The organism is Bacteroides sp. QWL-09, assembly GCF_058683585.1.
Map to the genome: position 1 here is coordinate 2,775,345 of NZ_CM178748.1, position 19,851 is coordinate 2,795,195.

Consider the following 19,851-nt stretch of genomic DNA (forward strand, 5'->3'; position numbering starts at 1 on the left):
AATGAGTGTGTTGAGAAAATGGAAGATAAGCTTATATAAGCGTTTTTTAAATTTTGGAGTTATTTCTCCTAAAGTCGTCGTTCAGATGGATGGTGGTATTTGTTCTCAAATGCATCAATATTTGATTGGAACTTTTTTCCTAAGGCGTGGATATCGAGTCTCTTATGACTTATCTTTTTTTGACGAATGGGGGATGGATTTAGAGAATAAATATGTGCGAAATTTTGATTTACTTAAGATCTTTCCTTATTTGACTTTTGAAAAGGCTTCTAAGACTGAAGTGGCTGTATATAGACGAAAACATTATACATTAGGGAATCATTCACTTGAGACCATGACAGACTATTCCTTTTTGGAGAGAACGCCTCCTGTTTTTTTAGGTGGATATTATTCTTTGGCACCAAAGGTTTGGAGTTCGGCTTTTAAATCACTTTATCATATAGATAATAAAGTTTTAGATGCAGAAAACAATGCCATGCTTGATCAAATAAACTCTTCTTTATATTCAGTAGCTGTTCATGTACGGCGTGGGGATCTCAAAGAGGAGGTTTATGCTTATGGTAAGCCTGCTTCTTTGGGCTATTTTCAGCGATCGATCGCTTATTTCAAAGATAGAATGGGCCAAGCCTTCTTTTATTTTTTCTCAGACGAACCAGAATGGGTTATAGATGAACTTATTCCAGCTTTAGGGCTAGGTCCAGTGAATAGCTTGGTCGTTGATATAAATGGTTCAGATAAAGGATACATGGATCTATGTTTAATAGCATGTTGTAAGAACCAAATAACAAGTAAGGGGACATTGGGGAAATACGGTGCTTTGCTAAACGATAATCTTTCTAAAATTGTTATTTTATGCGATGATCGCACTGAATATTATTGGAAAGACGTTTTCAATCATCCGGTTTATTTGTAGTTAAAATAAAATTCAAAGAGTTCTCTTTTACTAAGTTTTATTTCTTTTATTTAAGAACTTTTTTAACCACCGCGTCAATTTATTCTCTTTTCTTCTTAAGAAATGATGTCCACCATATTTTTTATTGCTTTTGTCACGGATGAGAATGATTGGTTCAAACGGTATTGACCAACCTTCTGGATAGAGATAGGCTGGTGATAATGTATAGGGTGGGTGGTTTAAGAAATACTTGTTAATATGTGATTCATCGTGCCAAATCGCTATTATCTGTTTTTCTTCATCACATTCAACTTGCTTCTTTAGGGTTTCACATAAGATCAGATACTCTTTAGTGCGACCACCCGACAATCCGCCGGCGTAGTAGTGTACACCTTCGTTTTGAGCAATATAGGCCGTGGATTCGGAAGAACGCTCGTATGTAAATTCTGAGGCTGTTTTGTTGAAAAAACCGGGATGAAGCGTACCTACTAAGCCATTGCCATCCTTGGGTGGTAAGAATTCTTCGTTGACAGCTTTTTTAAATAGTAAATTTGCATTAAAGAAATAGAGATAATCCGTCTCTTTGATAAGTTGCTTTTTGATGCGGAGAAATATGTCAAAACGTTTTAAGGTGTTGTTGGGCCATCCTAAATTTGTTTGTTCTATTTTATGTATATTAGGGTTGTTTTCTTCATCGAATAAATGTTTGGAGTCTGTAAAGACGTAGTATTGTATCGTGTAATTATTTGATTGCATGAAATATTGTTCGGAGCTTAAGTAAAACTCTTTCCAAAAGATGTCATATTTGCCCGTACAAATATAGAGTATGCCGATAGTTGCTTTCTTCATTCTGTTATCTTAATTTAGAAGACTGATGGCTTATTTTAGGTTTGAAACTTAAAAAAGTTTGGAAAGATAAATCAAAAGAATGAGTTTGCCAAGTCGGTCTATAAAAATGTTTCTGGTCATTGTTGTACTTCCTAAATATAGGGAAGTTTTATGTTTAAAAGCTTTATTTATGGAATGTTTTTCCTTACTTTGCAGTTTATTATACATTCTTATTTGAAAAGAAGTTGAGTTTATGTCTATGAATATATCGGAAGCTAGGATGATTAATTTGCCGAAGATTCTTGATTGTAGAGGGAATCTTTCGGTGATTGAGGAACTCAAAGAAATCCCCTTCGAAATACGACGTACTTATTGGATTTATGATGTTCCCGGTGGTGAAATACGTGGAGGACATGCTTATTATGAAAATCAAGAATTTATTGTCGCTCTTTCTGGGAGTTTTGATGTGATACTCGACGATGGAAAAAAACGCCAAACGTTTCATTTGAATAGATCATATTATGGCCTTTATGTGCCTAAAGGCATTTGGCGACAGATGGAGAATTTTTCAACGAATTCTTTGGCGTTAGTGCTTGCTTCAACGGTTTATGATGCGGCTGATTACATTTATGAATACGACAAATTTAGAGAGCTTAGGTAATGATAAAGTTTCCGTCTGTTTATGATTGTTCTTTAATAGAACTACAGCGCATTGAGAATCGTGCAGGGAATATAACTCCCGTACATGGTTCACTTAATATCCCTTTTGATATTAAACGTGTGTTCTATACGTATGATATTCCTGGTGGTGAATCTCGTGGTGCTCATGCTCATAAAACTTGTCATCAGTTTATTGTTGCTGCTAGTGGCGCTTTTGAAGTGGTATTGGATGATGGGGTCAATAAACGCACCGTATTATTGAATCGTCCTTTTTTTGGTTTACACATTCCACCCGGTATTTGGGCTTCAGAGCAAGGGTTTTCTTCTGGCTCTATTTGTTTAGTTTTAACGTCTCACCTTTATGAGATTGGTGACTATATTCGGAGTTATGATGATTTCTTAAATTATAAAAATGTTTGAAATAAAAAAATATACCCCCAAATATGCAAATGATTGGAATCAATTTGTTGAAAGATCTAAGAATGGGACATTTTTATTTAATCGAGAATATATGGATTACCACTCTGATCGATTTACAGATTGTTCTTTATTGGTTTTTAGGAAGGGTAAACTATGTACACTATTCCCAGCAAATATTGATTCAAAAATAGTATATTCTCACCAGGGACTTACTTATGGAGGACTTATTATGTCTTCGAAGGTGACAACATCTGAAATCGTTGAGATTTTTAGAGAGATCTCGCTATTTTTATCTAATATTGGCGTCACAAAGGTTGTCTATAAAACAATTCCTTTTATATATCATCAGGTCCCAGCGCAAGAAGATTTATATGGGCTATTTAAGAATAAAGCAATACTTATTGGTCGAAATATATCGTCTGCAATTTATCAAAGTCATAAAATCAAATTCATAGAATCCCGTAAGTCGGGCATGAGAAAGGCTTTAAACCATCACGTTGTTATTCGTGAGAGTGAGGATTATGCCTCGTTCTGGGATATATTAAATACTAATTTAGCAAATAAATATGGTGTACCTCCCGTGCATACTTTATCTGAAATTGAATTGTTGCATAGCCGATTCCCTAATAATATAAAACTTTATTTAGCCTATATTGATACTGTCGCTGTTGCTGGGACGGTACTTTATATTACACAACAGGTGCTTCATACACAATATATATCTGCCAGTGCTTTAGGTAAAGAAACTGGAGCGCTTGATTTGTTATTTGATCAATTAATAAATGAAACATATAAAAATATTCCTATTTTTGATTTTGGTCAATCAACAGAACAAATGGGGAATATCTTAAATGAATCGTTGATTTTCCAAAAAGAAGGTTTTGGAGGTCGTGGAGTTGTTTATGATAGTTATGAATATGCGATTCCATCGGCTTGTCATTTAAAATTAGAAGTTTATAACTCCGAATACTTAGAAGATTCTTATTCTTGGCTTATGGATGCCGAGATTAGTGAAATGACAGATACGCCACCTTTTACCCGAGAAGAACAAAAAAAGTGGTATGAATCGCTCTCTGATAAGAATGATTATTTGATTTGGGGAGTCTCTTTTGACAACAGTCGAATAGGGGTTTGCGGACTTAAAAAGATAACAGAGGATTCTGCTGAATATTGGGGGTATATTGGCAATAAAGATTATTGGGGGAAAGGGTTAGGGAGAGAAATGGTGTCTGCTTGTATAGATGAAGCTAAAAGATTAAGATTAAAGACCCTATATTTAAGAGTTCTTCATTCTAATAAACGTGCTTACAGCCTTTATATAAAAAAGGGATTCATCATAGATAAGGAAGATGAACGATTTATATATATGAATATTAAGTTATGATTAAGTTCTTAGATTTAGAAAAGATAACAAAGAAATACGCCAAAGAGATCCATCAAGCAGTAGCTAGAGTAGTTGATTCTGGTTGGTATTTACAAGGTAAAGAGGTAGAGGCTTTTGAACGCGATTATGCTCTTTTTATAGGAACAAAGCATGCCATTGGAGTTGCGAATGGGCTCGATGCACTAGTTCTCATTTTTCGCGCGTACATAGAGTTGGGTTTTATGAGGGCAGGTGATGAAATTCTTGTTCCCGCTAATACTTATATCGCATCTATTTTGGCGATCACAAAAAATGGATTAATTCCAAGATTGATAGAGCCCAATATTGTTACCTATCAGATTGATGAGGACAAAATAGAGTCTGCCATTACCCCACGCACAAAAGGGGTGCTTATCGTGCATCTTTACGGTCAGTGTGCTTATACGGATAAGATTGCTTCAATTTGTAAAAAACACTCTCTGAAATTGGTTGAAGATAACGCACAAGCACATGGCTGCAAATATAGAGGTCGCACTACCGGTTCATTAGGAGATGCAGCAGGTCATAGCTTTTATCCAGGCAAAAATTTAGGTGCTTTGGGTGATGCAGGGGCAGTGACCACAAACGACGCAATTGTTGCTGAAACTGTCCGCGCTCTTGCCAATTACGGTTCATCAAAGAAATATATATTTAAATACGAAGGCATGAATAGCCGTTTGGACGAAGTGCAGGCAGCAATACTTGGTGTGAAGTTAGTTCATTTAGAGGACGATTTGGAGTTAAGAAAGAAGGTTGCACGATATTATATTGATCGTATCGATAATCCGTTAATTATAACGCCTAAAGTTTCCGATTGGGATGCTCATGTCTTTCATCTTTTCCCCATTCGTTGTCGGTATAGGACTGAATTGCAGACGTACTTGACTAACAATGGTGTGCAAACTCTTATTCATTATCCGATTCCACCTCATCAACAAGCTTGTTATAGGGAATGGAATGCAAAGAGTTATCCTATCACAGAATGTATTCATCAAGAAGAGTTGAGTTTACCTATAAGTCCAGTGATGAGCGATGAAGAGGTTTGTCGCGTAGTCGACTTGGTGAATCAATTTCAAGTATAATATTGAATGTCTGGTATAACAAAAATAACATGGTACATACTCCTTTAGTTTCGGTTTGTGTTATTGCTTATAACTCTTCAAAAACAATTATAGAAACACTAGAAAGTATTAAGTCTCAGACTTATCGGAAGATAGAACTGCTGATTGGTGATGATTGCTCTAATGATGACACGATGGAATGCTGTCGTGATTGGCTCGATCGATATGCTGATCGTTTTGTGAATGTCCGATATATAAAGGCTGATCGGAATCGAGGCATTGCGGCGAACTGTAACCAAGTGTGGAAAGTCGCAGATGGGGAATGGATAAAAAGTATTGCGGGTGACGATATTTTGCTGCCTCATTGTATTGAAGAGAACGTGGCTTTCGTTCAATCACATCAAGTAAATGTCTTGTTCTCATCAATAAAAGCCTTTAAAACGACGACGAATGGAGAAAAGGAGTTCTTATTCGAATTGCCTACAACAGAGGAAAAAAGTTTCTTTGCGTTATCGGCGGAGCAGCAATATGAAGAATTGTTGATCGACAATTTAGGCCCTACAGCTCCGAGCGCGTTCATCAATGCTAAGCTCCTATTATCGGTGGGATATGCCAATGAAGATTATCCTTTTTTGGAAGATTATCCACTTTGGTTAATCGTAACAAAGTCGGGTGAGAAACTTTCCTTTATGGATGGTGTTACTGTATTATACCGTTTTGAAGAATCTATAACACGAACAAAAGCGGTATTTGCTAATCCATTGTTTTTTAATTCCATCAAACAGTTCTGGTACGATAAAATAAAGCCAGAGTTGGTTTTGAGGGATAAAAAGAAAGCTTTGAAAAAAGAATTAGCGTTTATACGGTTATATTTAGGTATTAACTGGTTGAGTAATAAACCTCACAAGTTAAACTTGTTTTTATTAAAATGTATGATGAAAATTGTAAAAAAGGGACTTAAACTCGTTTATAAGTTTCAATATTAAAGCACGTTCCTCTTTTTTTTATTCTTAATAACTATTTCCTTTTTTCTCGACTTACGATAAAAACGTGTATATTTGTCCCCTTAATCTTTAAGCGTAAACAATGAAGGAATTCCTGCAATTGATGCGACGTTTCGTGTCGCCTTATAAAAAATTCATCGGATGGGCTGTATTGCTCAATATCTTGTCGGCTGTTTTTAATGTCTTTTCTTTCACATTATTAATCCCAATCTTGAATATCCTATTTAAGACTGGAGCTGAGGCTCAAGTTTATCACTACATGGAATGGGGTAGTGCAGGTCTTAAAGATGTTGCCGTGAATAACTTCTATTATTATGTCTCACAGATGATTACCGTCAACGGACCTTCGACTACGTTGCTTTTCTTAGGTGTCTTCTTGGCTGTCATGACTCTCTTGAAGACTGGATGTTATTTTGCTTCTTCGGCTGTGATGATCCCATTACGTACCGGTGTAGTTCGTGATATTCGCATCATGGTCTATTCGAAAGTGATGTATTTACCCCTTGGCTTTTTCTCGGAAGAACGGAAAGGGGATATTATTGCTCGTATGAGCGGTGATGTGGGTGAAGTAGAGAATTCAATTACGAGCTCATTAGACATGTTGATGAAGAATCCGATTCTGATCATTCTATACTTTGCGACGTTGATTGTTACGAGTTGGCAGTTGACCCTCTTCACCTTTCTTGTACTTCCAGGTATGGGCTGGCTAATGGGCAAGATCGGAAAAAAACTTAAACGTCAATCTCTAGAAGCTCAGGGAAAATGGAGTGATACGATGTCTCAACTGGAGGAAACACTCGGTGGTCTGCGTATCATCAAGGCTTTTATTGCCGAAGAGAAGATGGTGAATCGTTTTGCTAAATGCAGTAACGAGTTGCGCACGGCAACGAATAAGGTGGCTATGCGTCAAGCCTTGGCTCATCCAATGAGTGAGTTTCTGGGCACCCTCTTGATTGTGACTGTGCTTTGGTTTGGTGGAGCATTGATCTTGGGCAAAAGTTCTGTGTTGGATGCACCGACGTTCATCTTTTATATGGTTATCCTTTATAGCGTGATTAATCCATTGAAGGACTTTGCTAAAGCTGGTTATAATATCCCGAAGGGGCTAGCTTCTATGGAACGTGTCGATAAAATCTTAAAAGCTCCGAATAATATTAAAGAGATTGAACATCCCAAACCGATAAAACAGTTGACCGATAAGGTGGAGTTCAAGAACGTATCATTTACCTATGACGGTCAACGAGAGGTCTTGAAAAATATCGATCTGACGGTTGGTAAAGGGAAAACGGTCGCTCTTGTGGGACAATCCGGGTCTGGAAAATCAACCTTGGTCGATCTTTTACCTCGTTATCATGATGTGACTGGCGGAGCGATCTTAATTGATGGTATTAATATTAAAGAGACGAGTTTTAAAGATTTGCGTAGTCTGATTGGTAATGTGAATCAGGAGGCGATTTTGTTTAATGATACGTTCTTTAATAATATTGCTTTTGGTGTTGAAAATGCAACAATGGAGCAAGTTGTTGAGGCGGCAAAGATTGCAAATGCTCATGATTTTATTATGGAGAAACCGGAAGGTTATGAGACAAATATTGGTGATCGAGGCAGTAAACTGTCGGGCGGACAGCGTCAACGTATTAGTATTGCCCGTGCTATCTTGAAGAATCCACCGATTTTGATCCTTGATGAGGCCACTTCTGCTTTAGATACTGAGTCTGAACGCTTGGTGCAAGAGGCTCTGGAGCGCTTGATGAAAACACGTACGACGATTGCGATTGCTCACCGTCTGTCGACTATTAAGAATGCAGACGAGATTTGTGTGCTTTATGAAGGAGAAATTGTGGAACGTGGACGTCACGAAGAACTGATTGAGTTGAATGGATATTATAAACGACTCAATGACATGCAGGCTTTATAATTGCTTTAGTAAGAAAAGGTTTAAGCTTCCTCAATAGAACTTTCTGCTCGGAAAGTCAAGAGATTTTAGCCTGATAAACGACTTTTATTTACGACCAAAATCTGCCGGGATTTCTCCCCAGATTTTGGTTTCCCATTTTAAAATGTGAGTGGTGTAGCTATTTTCCTTTAGCCATTTCTCTGCACGCTCAATCATCAAGAAAAGCTCCTCGGTTGTTCGTGTACGCTCTAATTTTGTTTTGCATTTTTTGTTCCTTACCCAGTTGATCGCATTTACACTGTCGCTGTAAATCACCGGAATATTATAGCCTTGTTGCTTGATGAGAGCCAAGCCATGTACTAAAGCCAAGAATTCGCCAATGTTATTGGTGCCCCTGACCGGTCCGAAATGGAAGAGTTGCTGACGGTTGGCTACATAAACCCCCCGATATTCCATCGGTCCCGGATTACCACTACAGGCTGCATCTACTGCAAGACTATTATCGATGATTGCAGTGTGGAGAATGGTTGGCTGACCTTTTCCGGTGCTTGTTGCCGAAACTCTCTTTCCTATATACTCAAAAGGAGAAGAAGCAAAAGCCTGTTCGGCTTCTTGATGGGTTTCGAACGATTTATATTTAGCCCCTTCATACCCCTTGATTTGAAGTTGACAGTCGGTCCATGAGGTATAAATCCCGGGGCATACGCCTTTCCATACTACATAATACTTCTGCTTTGCCATTGCTCTTTTAATATCGTTATTTAATCACATTAATCTGACTGTCGATTTGCAAAGATAGCTAATATTCGAACAAACGAGAGATAGCCTTTGTTGTTTTATTACGTTTCGATTATTAATTTTTAGAGAAAGGATGAATATGGAAAAGACATTTAAAGAGGCTTTCATGCATCGCCGGTCCTATTATTCGATAACCAATCAGTCGCCTATTGATAACAGCGTGATTCAGGATATTCTAGAAACAGCTATTGCTCATACGCCGTCTCCGTTCAATTCCCAATCGGCCCGTGTGGTGCTACTCCTGGGCGAACATCACAAACGGTTGTGGAGCATTGTGAAGCGAACCTTACAGAAACGACTGTCTACCGAAGCGTTTAGGCAGACTGAAGAAAAGATTGAGAATTGTTTTGCTTCGGGCTATGGGACGGTTCTATTCTTTGAAGACCAATCGGTGGTTAAAGGCCTGCAGACGAAATTTCCACCTTACAGTGAACGATTCCCGGAATGGTCGTTGCAGAGCTCGGGTATGTTGCAGTTGGCGGTCTGGGCTATGTTGGAGGATGTTGGTTTTGGGGCTTCTCTGCAACATTACAATCCGATCATTGATAAAGAGGTGCACGAAACATTTAACTTGGATTGGAATTGGACTTTAATTGCTCAGATGCCTTTTGGCGTTCCTCTTCAGAAGCCCGATCCTAAGAGCTTTTTGCCGATGGCGGATCGGTTGAAGGTCTTTAAATAAGTCGCTGTTCTGACCTATTTCTTTATAGACAACAGACCTATATCTTCTCTCTCCGGAGAAATAAAAATGTTGTTTATCTCACACCTCTCTCACTCTTTTTTCTCGAAAAACTTTCTTCATCGGGTATTCAAGAGAGTGTGGGAGGTGCTCTTTTTGACTTTTATCCCACACTTTCTAACATTATCCCACACTTTTTGAGCATCGTCCCATACTTGTGTCTCGTTAATGACTGCGGTTGTCTTTGATCCGGAAGGCTAATAAAGAGACGAAGGGAAGCGTTGTCTTTTTAGAGGCTTGTTTGGCCTGATGGTACTATAGTGGGTGGCAGATTTGAGGCAATGAGATTATCTGTTTCTGAGATGCAATTAATCGTCTGAGATGACTCTTTTAGTGATTATTGCCCTTTGCTTTGTTGAGCCCTCGTTCGAAGGCTGATCGGCCCTCGAACGAGAACCCATGAGCCCTCGAAGGAAAACCGAAGAGCCCTCGAACGAGGGCTCAATAAATGGGCTTAAGCTAACCGCTAATCTTAATAAGCTAACCATTAAGTGACGTGTCACAGCGACTCTTTGGGCTGTGAGAGAGGAGCAGGACGTTGGGTTGAATATCAATGAACGTGTAATCAGTGCTTATTTGCACATTCCCTTTACATCTTATGCGTATAGCTGCTATTGCTGTGTGTGTTATGAAGAGTTCCTGCAAGTCTTATGCAGAAAAGATATAAGTCACGGCGTGGAAGAGAAGAAGGAACCTAAACATCTTTTTCGAGGGTTTCCGACTCTTTTTGAGGCTTTTCCTTCGTTGAAGTCGAGGTAATCATTATTTTTGCTTGATCAAACATGAATAGTATGATTCGGATTTTTTTGACCGGCTATATGGGAGCCGGAAAAACCACTTTAGGAAAGGCTCTTGCACGGCATTTGAATATATCTTTCGTCGATTTAGATTGGTATATTGAGGAACGTTTGCATAAAAGTGTCGGTGATTTGTTTAAGGAACAGGGCGAGGAAGCGTTTAGGCTCTTAGAGCAAAAGATGCTTCACGAGGTCGGTGAGTTTGAGGATGTCATCATTTCGACCGGTGGAGGAGCCCCTTGTTTCTTCGATAATATGGACTTTATGAATCGTGTCGGGCAAACGGTGTTTTTGAATGTTTGTCCCGAAGTCCTTTTTCGCCGTTTGCGGGTGGCTAAACAACAACGGCCGATCTTGCAAAACAAAGAAGATGACGAACTTATGGCGTTTATTATCAATGCGCTTCAAAAAAGAGACGTTTTTTATAAAAAAGCGCAATATGTCTTTAATGCCGATGAATTGGAAGATCGCGAACAAATTACGACTTCCGTCAATCGCTTATGTTCACTTTTAAGGCTATAAAAATGATAAAATCTAATCATATACTGCCGAAATTAATAGATTAATCAGTATTTTTGCCCCTCATTAATAAATTATAAATTCCGAATACAGAAAATGAGAAAATGGCGTATTGAAGATTCAGAGGAACTCTATAACATCAATGGATGGGGTACTTCTTACTTTGGTATAAATGACAAAGGGCATGTGGTGGTGACACCGAGAAAAGATGGTGTTGGCGTTGACCTAAAAGAATTGGTCGATGAATTACAATTGCGTGATGTAGCTACACCAATGCTTGTTCGCTTTCCGGATATCCTGGATAACCGTATTGAGAAAACATCTCACTGTTTTAAACAAGCGGCAGAAGAGTATGGTTATAAAGCACAAAATTTTATTATTTATCCCATCAAAGTTAATCAGATGCGCCCTGTGGTTGAAGAGATTATCAGCCATGGAAAGAAGTTTAATTTGGGCTTAGAGGCCGGTTCAAAACCGGAACTGCATGCCGTTATTGCGGTAAATACGGATTCTGACTCTTTGATTATTTGCAACGGTTATAAAGATGAAAGTTATATTGAGCTGGCTTTGCTTGCTCAAAAAATGGGAAAACGCATCTTTTTGGTTGTTGAGAAGATGAATGAGTTAAGACTCATTGCCAAGATGGCTAAGCAGTTGAATGTGAAGCCGAATATCGGTATTCGAATCAAATTAGCCTCTTCCGGTAGCGGAAAGTGGGAAGAATCAGGCGGTGATGCTAGCAAGTTTGGCTTGACGTCGAGTGAACTCCTTGAAGCTTTAGACTTCCTTGAGGCTAAGAATATGAAAGATTGTCTGAAATTGATTCATTTCCATATTGGTAGCCAGGTGACGAAGATTCGTCGTATTAAAACCGCTTTACGTGAAGCCTCTCAGTTTTATGTTCAGTTGCATGCGATGGGCTTTAAAGTGGAGTTTGTCGATATTGGCGGCGGACTTGGGGTGGATTATGACGGAACGCGTTCGTCGAGCAGTGAGAGCAGTGTGAACTACTCTATTCAGGAATATGTCAACGACTCGATCTCAACTTTGGTGGATGCGAGTGACAAGAATGATATCCCTCATCCTAATATTATCACGGAGAGTGGGCGCGCATTGACGGCTCATCATTCTGTATTGATCTTTGAGGTGCTCGAAACAGCGACTTTACCGGAATGGGATGATGAAGAGGAAATTCCTGCAGATGCACATGAGTTGGTTCAAGAACTTTATGGCATCTGGGATACGCTGAATCAGAACAAGATGCTTGAAGCTTGGCACGATGCTCAGCAGATCCGCGAAGAGGCACTCGATTTGTTTAGTCACGGTATTGTGGACTTGCAGACTCGTGCGCAAATCGAACGGTTGTATTGGTCGATCACTCGTGAAATTAATCAGATTGCTCAAGGACTTAAACATGCACCTGATGAATTTAGAAGCATGTCGAAGTTGTTGGCTGATAAATACTTCTGTAACTTCTCTTTGTTTCAGTCGTTGCCAGACTCTTGGGCGATTGATCAGATCTTCCCGATTATGCCGATTCAACGTTTGGATGAGAAGCCTGATCGCTCGGCGACATTACAAGATATCACTTGCGACTCGGATGGTAAAATAGCCAACTTTATTTCGACTCGGAATGTGGCTCATTATATGCCGGTTCATGCGTTGAAAAGCAAGGAGCCTTACTATTTGGCTGTGTTCTTGGTTGGGGCTTATCAAGAGATCTTGGGAGATATGCATAACCTATTCGGTGATACGAATGCGGTTCACGTTTCTGTCAGCGAGAAGGGACATACCATCGAACAGATCATTGATGGTGAAACGGTGGCCGAGGTTCTCGATTATGTGCAATATAATCCTAAGAAACTAGTTCGTACGTTAGAAACATGGGTGACGAAGTCCGTCAAGGAAGGTAAGATTTCTGTTGAAGAGGGCAAGGAGTTCTTGTCGAATTACCGCTCCGGATTGTATGGGTACACGTATTTGGAGTAAGCGTCATGAAGGAAAAACTAACCATAATTAAAGTCGGTGGGGCCATTGTTGAAGAACAGGCCTCACTCGAACAATTGTTGTGTGACTTTGCTTCGATTAAGGGGCATAAGATTTTGGTTCACGGTGGTGGACGCTCGGCTACAAAAATAGCCTCTTTGCTTGGTGTCGAAAGTCGGATGGTGAACGGTCGCCGGGTGACCGACGAGGAGATGCTCAAGGTGGTCACCATGGTTTATGGCGGACTCGTTAATAAAAATATTGTGGTCGGCTTGCAACAACGTGGAGTGAATGCATTAGGGTTGACCGGAGCTGATTTGAATGTCATACGGTCGATAAAACGTCCTGTTGGGGAGGTGGATTATGGATTTGTAGGTGACGTGGAGGCGGTTGATATCACGGTCTTGTCCGATCTTATCTGTAAGGGCGTGACTCCTATTATGGCTCCCCTGACTCATGATGGTGAGGGGCATCTGTTAAATACTAATGCGGACACGATTGCCGGTGAGGTCGCTAAAGCGTTGTCGTCGCTCTTTGAGGTGACATTAATTTATTGTTTCGAGAAGAGTGGGGTATTGCGTGATGCTAACGATGAAGGGAGCGTTATCCCTGAGCTTGATCAGGTTATGTTCGACGATTATGTCGCTCAAGGTATCATACAAGGAGGAATGATTCCTAAATTAGAAAATTCTTTTCGCGCAATAAATGCCGGGGTGAAAGAGGTGGTAATTACTTCTGCGTCAGCCTTCTATTTATCCGGAGGAACTCGTATCAAAAAATAATTCATATTTTTCTTTAGCAAAGGTGTAACTTTTAATCGACACGTTCGTCATTATTATAGAGATGCAAGAAATTAGCTTCCGAGACGATATTTTACCTCTGAAAGATAAGCTCTTTCGTTTGGCACTCAGGATTACTCTAGATAGAGCAGAGGCTGAGGATGTCGTTCAGGATACTATGATTCGTGTCTGGTCAAAGCGTGAGGAATGGAGTTCCTTTGGTTCTGTAGAAGCTTATTGCTTGGTGGTTGCTAGAAATCTGGCGATTGATCGTAGTCAAAGAAAAGAAGCTTCTAATGTTCCAATTACTCCGGCGATGGAAGAACAGGCTGATCTGTTGAACCCATACGAGCGCTTGGTACAGGACGAAAAGTTGGAGCTGATTAATAAGTTGGTGAATGAACTTCCTGAGAAACAACGCTTGATTATACAATTGAGGGATATCGAAGGCGAGAGCTACAAAACTATAGCATCTGTTTTAGGCTTGACCGAGGAGCAAGTAAAAGTGAATCTCTTTCGGGCCAGACAAAAAGTAAAACAAAGATTCTTAGATATTGAAAAATATGGATTGTAAATCTATTGAACAGCTTTTGGAGCATTATTGGAATGGCGAAACTTCTCTATCTGAAGAGAAGGCTTTGCGTGACTTCTTTTTATCAGAAGACGTCCCTGCTCATTTGATTCAATATAAAGAGATATTTGTTTATCAACGCCTCCAAGAAGAGGTGAGGATTAGTGACGATTTTGAACAGCGTATTTTGGCTCAGGTTGAGATGCCGGTTGTTAAAGCTAGGAAAATCACTTTTGTTACTCGCTTTATGCCCATCGCAAAGGCAGCAGCTGCTGTAGCTGTGGTGTTGTTGTTGGGTAATTTGGCTCAACGTTCTTTACCGGGAAATGATAAGAGTGTGATGGCGGCAGATACGATCGGGAAACAGGTGACAACACCTTCAGTCGCTATTTCTGATGGCGTACAATTAGAGCATGGGCAATTGGCAGATTCTTTGAAGAAAGAGTCTAAAGTTGAGCTTATGAATAAATAGAATTTTTCATTTACTTTAGTATATATAGTTAGTGTGCTTAATTAAAACAACCTATTTGAGACTGTGAAGTTTCATATGAAGAATTTCATTGAAAGCTAACGAAATAAAAAAGGCTGCAACATCCCGTTGTAGCCTTTTTTGTGAGATAAGTATCCAAGAGATTTCTCTCTTGGATCTTGCAATGTTATATAGTAATTAAGAGAGTTGTTTTGATCTATCTTTTACGTTTGTTGGAGATGACTTCTTTGGGATGTCCTTTGTAGTTTAAATCTCCACTGCCATTGACTCGCATGTTTAGATGTTGAACGGCATAACAGTCGATATCTCCAGATCCGTTAATTTGAGAGGTGACGCGTTGCCCCTTAAGTCTGGTGGCATCAATGTCTCCTGATCCATGGCTGTATAATCCGACGTCATAGGCTTCGCCTGTAAGAGTGATATCTCCCGATCCGAAAATGTTTGCCAATACGGTGTGGGCTTTGATGTTTGCCAGATTCATGTCGCCCGATCCATTGATGGATAAATCTAGCTTATTGGAGATCAGTCTTTTGGCGTAGAGATCACCCGAGCCCTTGATTCTCATCATGAGATCCTTGGTTATTTTTAATCCGTTTAGGAGTCTGATGTCTCCTGAGCCGTTTATCGTTATGGAGTTGATCCCTGGATTGCAAACCCTTACTTCTAATCGGCTGTTCTTAAACCAATGCATTTTGTTCTTTGTCTGAATAGTCAGAATCCCATTGATTTCTTTAACTTCTACATCATTAATGATGTTTTTAGAAGCGTATATTTCAACTTGCTGCTTGCCTGGAGTCTGTTTGTATAACACATCTGCACTTCCTAAAATCGTTATTCCTTTGAAATTTGAGACTTGAACGGTTTGAGTCACAAACTGTGAATTCCTTTTTGAATGGCTTTGCGAGTAGGCGGTCAGGTTGATTAGCCATAAAGCTAATACGGTATATATTATTTTTCTAGTCATCATCTTCTTTTATTAGTTGTGGCTAATGGTTCCAATACCTTTTTTATTGATGTTCTTCATAGAAGGGTTACCTTTGTAGCTGATACTCCCAATCCCTTTGCTAGAAGCGTTGATGGCACTTGTGGCGTAACACTTAATGTCGCCTATTCCTTTGGCATGGGCATCAACTTTATTGGCAATTAGACTTTCGGCTTGGATATTGCCGACTCCTTTCGAATTTAGGTAAGCTTCGTTGACCTCTCCTTTTAGGGTTACATTTCCAACTCCTGAGGAGTATATGGTTACTTTGTTTCCTCTTAAATGATCAACAAAAATATCTCCTACTCCTTTATTCTCCATGTAAAGATCATCGACTATTAGAGAATCTTTGACCGAAAAGTTTCCTACACCTTTAAAAGATACAGAATTTAGTTGTGGCGAAATGATGCTGATCGTGACGTTTTTCTTGTTTAATCTGAATTTCTCTGATGCGCTGATGGTTAATAGATTGTTTTTTACATTGACTTTCATGAGGGCGACAATGTTGTCCGAACCATTTATTTCTACAGATACGGCGCCGTCTGTTGATTGTCGATAGTTAACATCTGCGACGGTGTTAATCTCTACTTTATTGAAATCGGTTACTCGATAAGTTCTTGTGATCCGATTTTTGCTAGGTTTGATTGAATCGCCCTGATAAAGGGTGCAACTGCTAATAAATCCTATCGTTAGCACACAAACTGTTATCACTTTAAATAAGGTCTTCATATCATTCTTGTTTTTTTAGTTATTTGTATTTTAGACGAGGCTGGGGGGTGAAAAGTTGCATTTTAAATCTCTTTTTTTTTATAGATAAAGAAAAAAAGTTGATTTTGAGCTTATTTATCTATTTTTGCAACACAAATGGTGGGTAGATAACTAAGACGGTATGACACAATGTTATTATATTAAGGATGATGAACTTGGACAAGTGAAGGTAATGGTGAATCCTCGGGCTAAACGTTTGACTTTTAGATCGAAAGATTCTGGGTTATGTGTTACTGTACCGGTTGGCTGTAGAAAAGATGAATTACTAAACGTGATTGGGAAGATGCGTCCACGATTGCTCGATCAGATGCAAAAATATTCTAGAAGAATGATTGATTTATCCTTTCGGTTGAAAACGCCCTACTTCTGTTTGTTTTTTGTAGAAGAGCAGGTTGACCGTTTTTTTGTGCGTAAGGATACCCCTGGAATGATTGAAGTGGTCTGTCCTCAAAAAACCAATTTTGAAGAGCATCATGTTCAAACATGGCTGTCGAAGGTTGTGGAAGAAATCCTTCGCGAACGAGCTCAACAGATTCTTCCCTTGAAGTTGGCGCAGTTGGCCCGTTCTAGGGATCTTTCGTTTAGAACGGTGAAGATCAATCGCAGTAAGACACGATGGGGGAGTTGCTCTGCTGATAAGAATATAAACTTATCTTTATATGTGTTGACTCTTCCTGAAGCTCTTATTGATTATGTGCTATTGCATGAACTTTGTCATACCGTTGAGATGAATCATGGTAATGCTTTTTGGGCGCTTTTAGATCAGTCGATGTCTGGATCGGCAATGGCGCTGCGTCAAGACCTGAAGCGGTATCGGACAACGTTTTGATAAAAAAGCTATTCTCCTAATAATACAATATTGCCTTCTCTTTTCTCAAATCGGTAGGAACCTCCTTTTTCACTTAATGCGAATGAGGTGCTGAGATCTGTCTTATGATCGACAATCATTAGAAGGTTTTGTTCTGCAAAACGGTTAACGTTTATGGAGTAAGGCTCTTCTTTAATTCGTTCTACAGCGATTAAGCTATCGTTGATAAAGAGAGAAATGGAGTCGTCTACGAATCCTTTAGTGAGCGAAAGCGTATAGGATTCGGTGAATCGATGTCTTCCTTGTTTGTCTTGTTGTAGCTTCATGCTCATATAAACAAAAAGTACAACAACAAATATAACGGCAAATGCAAGAATGCCGTTGCCGACCATAAATTGCTTATTTGTATTCAGACGATGTGCCATAAAAAGCTTTTTTAGTGAATGAGTGGTAAAGATATGAAAAAAGAGCCTGGTCTCAAAGAAACATAAAGACTCTTTTTCTTGACGTGATGGAATTGTATTTGTAATGGTTTGTCTCTCTTAATCTAATTCTATCTTTTTTTCTTTAATATTTTGTAATCGAACAGATTATTTATATCTTTGCAGTCGAATTGGATGAAAGGTGGAGGGGCGATAAAGCTCCTTTTTTTGTTCTTAATAGTTAATCAATGATAGAAAAAAGAACTATTTGTCAGATTGTTGAAGAGTGGTTGGAAGGAAAAGACTACTTTTTGGTAGAGGTGAATGTTAGTCCCGATGATAAGATCGTTGTTGAAATTGACCATGCAGAAGGCGTTTGGATTGAAGATTGCGTTGAGTTGAGTCGTTATATCGAATCGAAACTTAATCGTGAGGAAGAAGATTATGAACTTGAAGTAGGCTCTGCTGGTATTGGACAACCATTTAAAGTTTTGCAACAATATTACATTCATATTGGACAAGAGGTTGAAGTCTTGGCAAAAGACGGTCGTAAATTGGTTGGTGTTCTTAAGGATGCTGATGAAGAAAAGTTTATTCTGACTGCTCAAAAGAAGGTGAAACCTGAGGGAGCAAAGCGACCGAAACTCGTTGACGAGGATGAGGTCTTTACGTATGAACAAATAAAATATACTAAATACTTAATTAGTTTTAAATAGAAGTTATGGCCAAGAAAGAAGAAACAATCAGCTTGATTGATACATTTTCGGAATTTAAGGAACTGAAGAATATTGATCGGACAACGATGGTTAGTGTACTTGAAGAATCGTTCCGTAGCGTGATCACGAAAATGTTTGGCACCGATGAAAATTACGATGTTATCGTTAATCCGGATAAAGGCGATTTTGAGATCTGGCGTAATCGTGAAGTTGTGGCAGATGAAGACTTGACAAATCCGAATATGCAGATTTCTTTAAGTGAAGCACAAAAGATTGATGCATCGTATGAAGTGGGAGAAGAAGTTACCGATGAGGTGATTTTTGCAAAATTTGGTCGTCGTGCTATTCTGAATCTTCGTCAGACATTGGCATCTAAGATTCTTGAATTAGAGAAAGATAGTATTTATAATAAATATATTGATAAAGTTGGCTCAATTATAAGTGCTGAGGTTTATCAAATTTGGAAAAAGGAGATACTTCTTCTTGATGATGAAGGAAACGAATTGCTATTGCCAAAGACTGAACAAATTCCTTCTGACTTTTATCGTAAAGGTGAAACAGCACGTGCTGTTGTGGCTCGCGTCGATAATAAAAACAATAATCCCAAAATTATTCTTTCACGTACCTCGCCTGTCTTTTTGCAGCGTTTATTCGAAGTGGAGGTACCAGAAATTAATGATGGGTTGATCACTATAAAAAAGATTGCTCGTATTCCAGGAGAAAGAGCCAAGATTGCGGTAGAATCTTATGATGACAGAATTGACCCGGTTGGGGCTTGTGTCGGAGTAAAGGGGAGCCGTATTCATGGTATCGTTCGTGAGTTGCGCAATGAGAATATAGATGTTATTAATTATACGTCTAATATTTCATTATTTATCCAACGTGCTCTAAGTCCGGCTAAAGTTTCTTCCATTCGTTTGAATGAGGAAGAACGTAAAGCTGAGGTTTTCTTGAAGCCGGAAGAGGTTTCGTTGGCTATTGGTAAAGGTGGCTTAAATATTAAATTAGCCAGTATGTTGACTGAATACACCATTGATGTATTCCGTGAGTTGGATGGTGAAACAGATGATGAGGATATTTATCTGGATGAGTTCAAAGACGAAATTGACGCATGGGTTATCGAGGCAATCAAATCGATTGGGCTTGATACAGCAAAAGGCGTTTTGAATGCATCTCGTGAGATGTTGATCGAGAAGACTGACTTGGAAGAAGAAACGGTGGATGAGGTATTACGCATTTTGAAATCGGAGTTTGAAGAAGAGTAAACAAGGTGAAATACTTCGGATTTTAAGGAGAGACTATTGTGAATATG

Annotated in this window: 21 protein-coding genes; 16 read left to right on the plus strand and 5 right to left on the minus strand. The window is 39.1% G+C overall.

Annotation, left to right across the window (positions count from 1 at the left end):
- Position 1 precedes the first annotated feature (1 nt).
- Complete coding sequence (locus AC4PG5_RS10985; RefSeq protein ID WP_492028931.1) at positions 2-913, plus strand: alpha-1,2-fucosyltransferase; 912 nt, start codon at positions 2-4, stop codon at positions 911-913.
- A 30-nt stretch (positions 914-943) separates the two neighbouring features.
- Here AC4PG5_RS10985 and AC4PG5_RS10990 read toward each other — a convergent pair whose 3' ends face one another.
- Positions 944-1,741, minus strand: a complete 798-nt coding sequence (locus AC4PG5_RS10990; RefSeq protein ID WP_492028932.1) for a family 6 glucosyltransferase — start codon at positions 1,739-1,741, stop codon at positions 944-946.
- A gap of 238 nt (positions 1,742-1,979) precedes the next feature.
- Here AC4PG5_RS10990 and AC4PG5_RS10995 point away from each other — a divergent pair, with 238 nt between their 5' ends.
- From AC4PG5_RS10995 to AC4PG5_RS11020, 6 genes are all read left to right on the plus strand, one after another.
- Positions 1,980-2,381 carry a sugar 3,4-ketoisomerase gene (locus AC4PG5_RS10995; RefSeq protein ID WP_492030748.1) on the plus strand — a complete coding sequence of 134 codons (402 nt, stop codon included), beginning with the start codon at positions 1,980-1,982 and terminating at the stop codon, positions 2,379-2,381.
- Entirely contained in the window at positions 2,381-2,800 is a 420-nt protein-coding gene (locus AC4PG5_RS11000) for a sugar 3,4-ketoisomerase (RefSeq protein ID WP_492028933.1), read from the plus strand. Before AC4PG5_RS10995 ends, AC4PG5_RS11000 begins: the two co-directional genes overlap by 1 nt.
- Positions 2,793-4,184 (plus strand): GNAT family N-acetyltransferase, encoded by a 1,392-nt coding sequence (locus AC4PG5_RS11005; protein ID WP_492028934.1) that lies wholly within the window; start codon positions 2,793-2,795, stop codon positions 4,182-4,184. The genes AC4PG5_RS11000 and AC4PG5_RS11005 overlap by 8 nt, the downstream gene beginning before the upstream one ends.
- On the plus strand, positions 4,181-5,284 hold the full coding sequence (locus AC4PG5_RS11010; RefSeq protein ID WP_492028935.1) for a DegT/DnrJ/EryC1/StrS family aminotransferase: 1,104 nt from the start codon (positions 4,181-4,183) through the stop codon (positions 5,282-5,284). The genes AC4PG5_RS11005 and AC4PG5_RS11010 overlap by 4 nt, the downstream gene beginning before the upstream one ends.
- 29 nt (positions 5,285-5,313) lie before the next feature.
- A complete protein-coding gene (locus AC4PG5_RS11015; RefSeq protein ID WP_492028936.1) occupies positions 5,314-6,249 on the plus strand; it encodes a glycosyltransferase family 2 protein in 936 nt (311 codons plus the stop codon).
- Between the two features lie 100 nt (positions 6,250-6,349).
- Positions 6,350-8,185, plus strand: a complete 1,836-nt coding sequence (locus tag AC4PG5_RS11020; RefSeq protein WP_492028937.1) for an ABC transporter ATP-binding protein — start codon at positions 6,350-6,352, stop codon at positions 8,183-8,185.
- Positions 8,186-8,269: 84 nt separating this feature from the next.
- Here the strand turns inward: AC4PG5_RS11020 and AC4PG5_RS11025 are convergent, their stop codons facing one another.
- Positions 8,270-8,905: a ribonuclease H1 domain-containing protein gene (locus AC4PG5_RS11025; RefSeq protein ID WP_492028938.1), complete on the minus strand. Its 636-nt coding sequence runs from the start codon at positions 8,903-8,905 to the stop codon at positions 8,270-8,272.
- A gap of 136 nt (positions 8,906-9,041) precedes the next feature.
- On the opposite strand from AC4PG5_RS11025, the gene AC4PG5_RS11030 reads away from it, so the two are divergent.
- The 6 genes from AC4PG5_RS11030 to AC4PG5_RS11055 all read left to right on the plus strand — a co-directional run bounded on the left by AC4PG5_RS11030 (position 9,042) and on the right by AC4PG5_RS11055 (position 14,825).
- Entirely contained in the window at positions 9,042-9,644 is a 603-nt protein-coding gene (locus AC4PG5_RS11030) for a nitroreductase family protein (protein WP_492028939.1), read from the plus strand.
- Positions 9,645-10,492: 848 nt separating this feature from the next.
- Positions 10,493-11,020, plus strand: coding sequence for a shikimate kinase (locus tag AC4PG5_RS11035; protein WP_492028940.1), 528 nt, complete (start codon positions 10,493-10,495; stop codon positions 11,018-11,020).
- A gap of 93 nt (positions 11,021-11,113) precedes the next feature.
- Complete coding sequence (speA, locus tag AC4PG5_RS11040; RefSeq protein ID WP_492028941.1) at positions 11,114-13,006, plus strand: biosynthetic arginine decarboxylase; 1,893 nt, start codon at positions 11,114-11,116, stop codon at positions 13,004-13,006.
- A 5-nt stretch (positions 13,007-13,011) separates the two neighbouring features.
- Complete coding sequence (gene argB, locus AC4PG5_RS11045; RefSeq protein WP_492028942.1) at positions 13,012-13,785, plus strand: acetylglutamate kinase; 774 nt, start codon at positions 13,012-13,014, stop codon at positions 13,783-13,785.
- Positions 13,786-13,846: 61 nt separating this feature from the next.
- Positions 13,847-14,356 (plus strand): GFO_1088 family ECF-type sigma factor, encoded by a 510-nt coding sequence (locus tag AC4PG5_RS11050; RefSeq protein WP_492028943.1) that lies wholly within the window; start codon positions 13,847-13,849, stop codon positions 14,354-14,356.
- Positions 14,346-14,825 carry a PG0215 family putative anti-sigma factor gene (locus AC4PG5_RS11055; protein ID WP_492028944.1) on the plus strand — a complete coding sequence of 160 codons (480 nt, stop codon included), beginning with the start codon at positions 14,346-14,348 and terminating at the stop codon, positions 14,823-14,825. The genes AC4PG5_RS11050 and AC4PG5_RS11055 overlap by 11 nt, the downstream gene beginning before the upstream one ends.
- A gap of 214 nt (positions 14,826-15,039) precedes the next feature.
- Here the strand turns inward: AC4PG5_RS11055 and AC4PG5_RS11060 are convergent, their stop codons facing one another.
- Positions 15,040-15,810 carry a head GIN domain-containing protein gene (locus AC4PG5_RS11060; protein ID WP_492028945.1) on the minus strand — a complete coding sequence of 257 codons (771 nt, stop codon included), beginning with the start codon at positions 15,808-15,810 and terminating at the stop codon, positions 15,040-15,042.
- A 9-nt stretch (positions 15,811-15,819) separates the two neighbouring features.
- Complete coding sequence (locus tag AC4PG5_RS11065; RefSeq protein ID WP_492028946.1) at positions 15,820-16,554, minus strand: head GIN domain-containing protein; 735 nt, start codon at positions 16,552-16,554, stop codon at positions 15,820-15,822.
- 160 nt (positions 16,555-16,714) lie between these two features.
- On the opposite strand from AC4PG5_RS11065, the gene AC4PG5_RS11070 reads away from it, so the two are divergent.
- Entirely contained in the window at positions 16,715-17,422 is a 708-nt protein-coding gene (locus AC4PG5_RS11070) for a YgjP family zinc-dependent metalloprotease (RefSeq protein ID WP_492028947.1), read from the plus strand.
- Positions 17,423-17,430: 8 nt separating this feature from the next.
- Here AC4PG5_RS11070 and AC4PG5_RS11075 read toward each other — a convergent pair whose 3' ends face one another.
- Positions 17,431-17,826: a hypothetical protein gene (locus tag AC4PG5_RS11075; protein ID WP_492028948.1), complete on the minus strand. Its 396-nt coding sequence runs from the start codon at positions 17,824-17,826 to the stop codon at positions 17,431-17,433.
- A 245-nt stretch (positions 17,827-18,071) separates the two neighbouring features.
- On the opposite strand from AC4PG5_RS11075, the gene rimP reads away from it, so the two are divergent.
- Positions 18,072-18,539, plus strand: a complete 468-nt coding sequence (gene rimP / locus AC4PG5_RS11080) for a ribosome assembly cofactor RimP (RefSeq protein ID WP_492028949.1) — start codon at positions 18,072-18,074, stop codon at positions 18,537-18,539.
- Between the two features lie 5 nt (positions 18,540-18,544).
- A complete protein-coding gene (nusA, locus tag AC4PG5_RS11085) occupies positions 18,545-19,804 on the plus strand; it encodes a transcription termination factor NusA (protein ID WP_492028950.1) in 1,260 nt (419 codons plus the stop codon).
- Positions 19,805-19,851 lie beyond the last annotated feature (47 nt).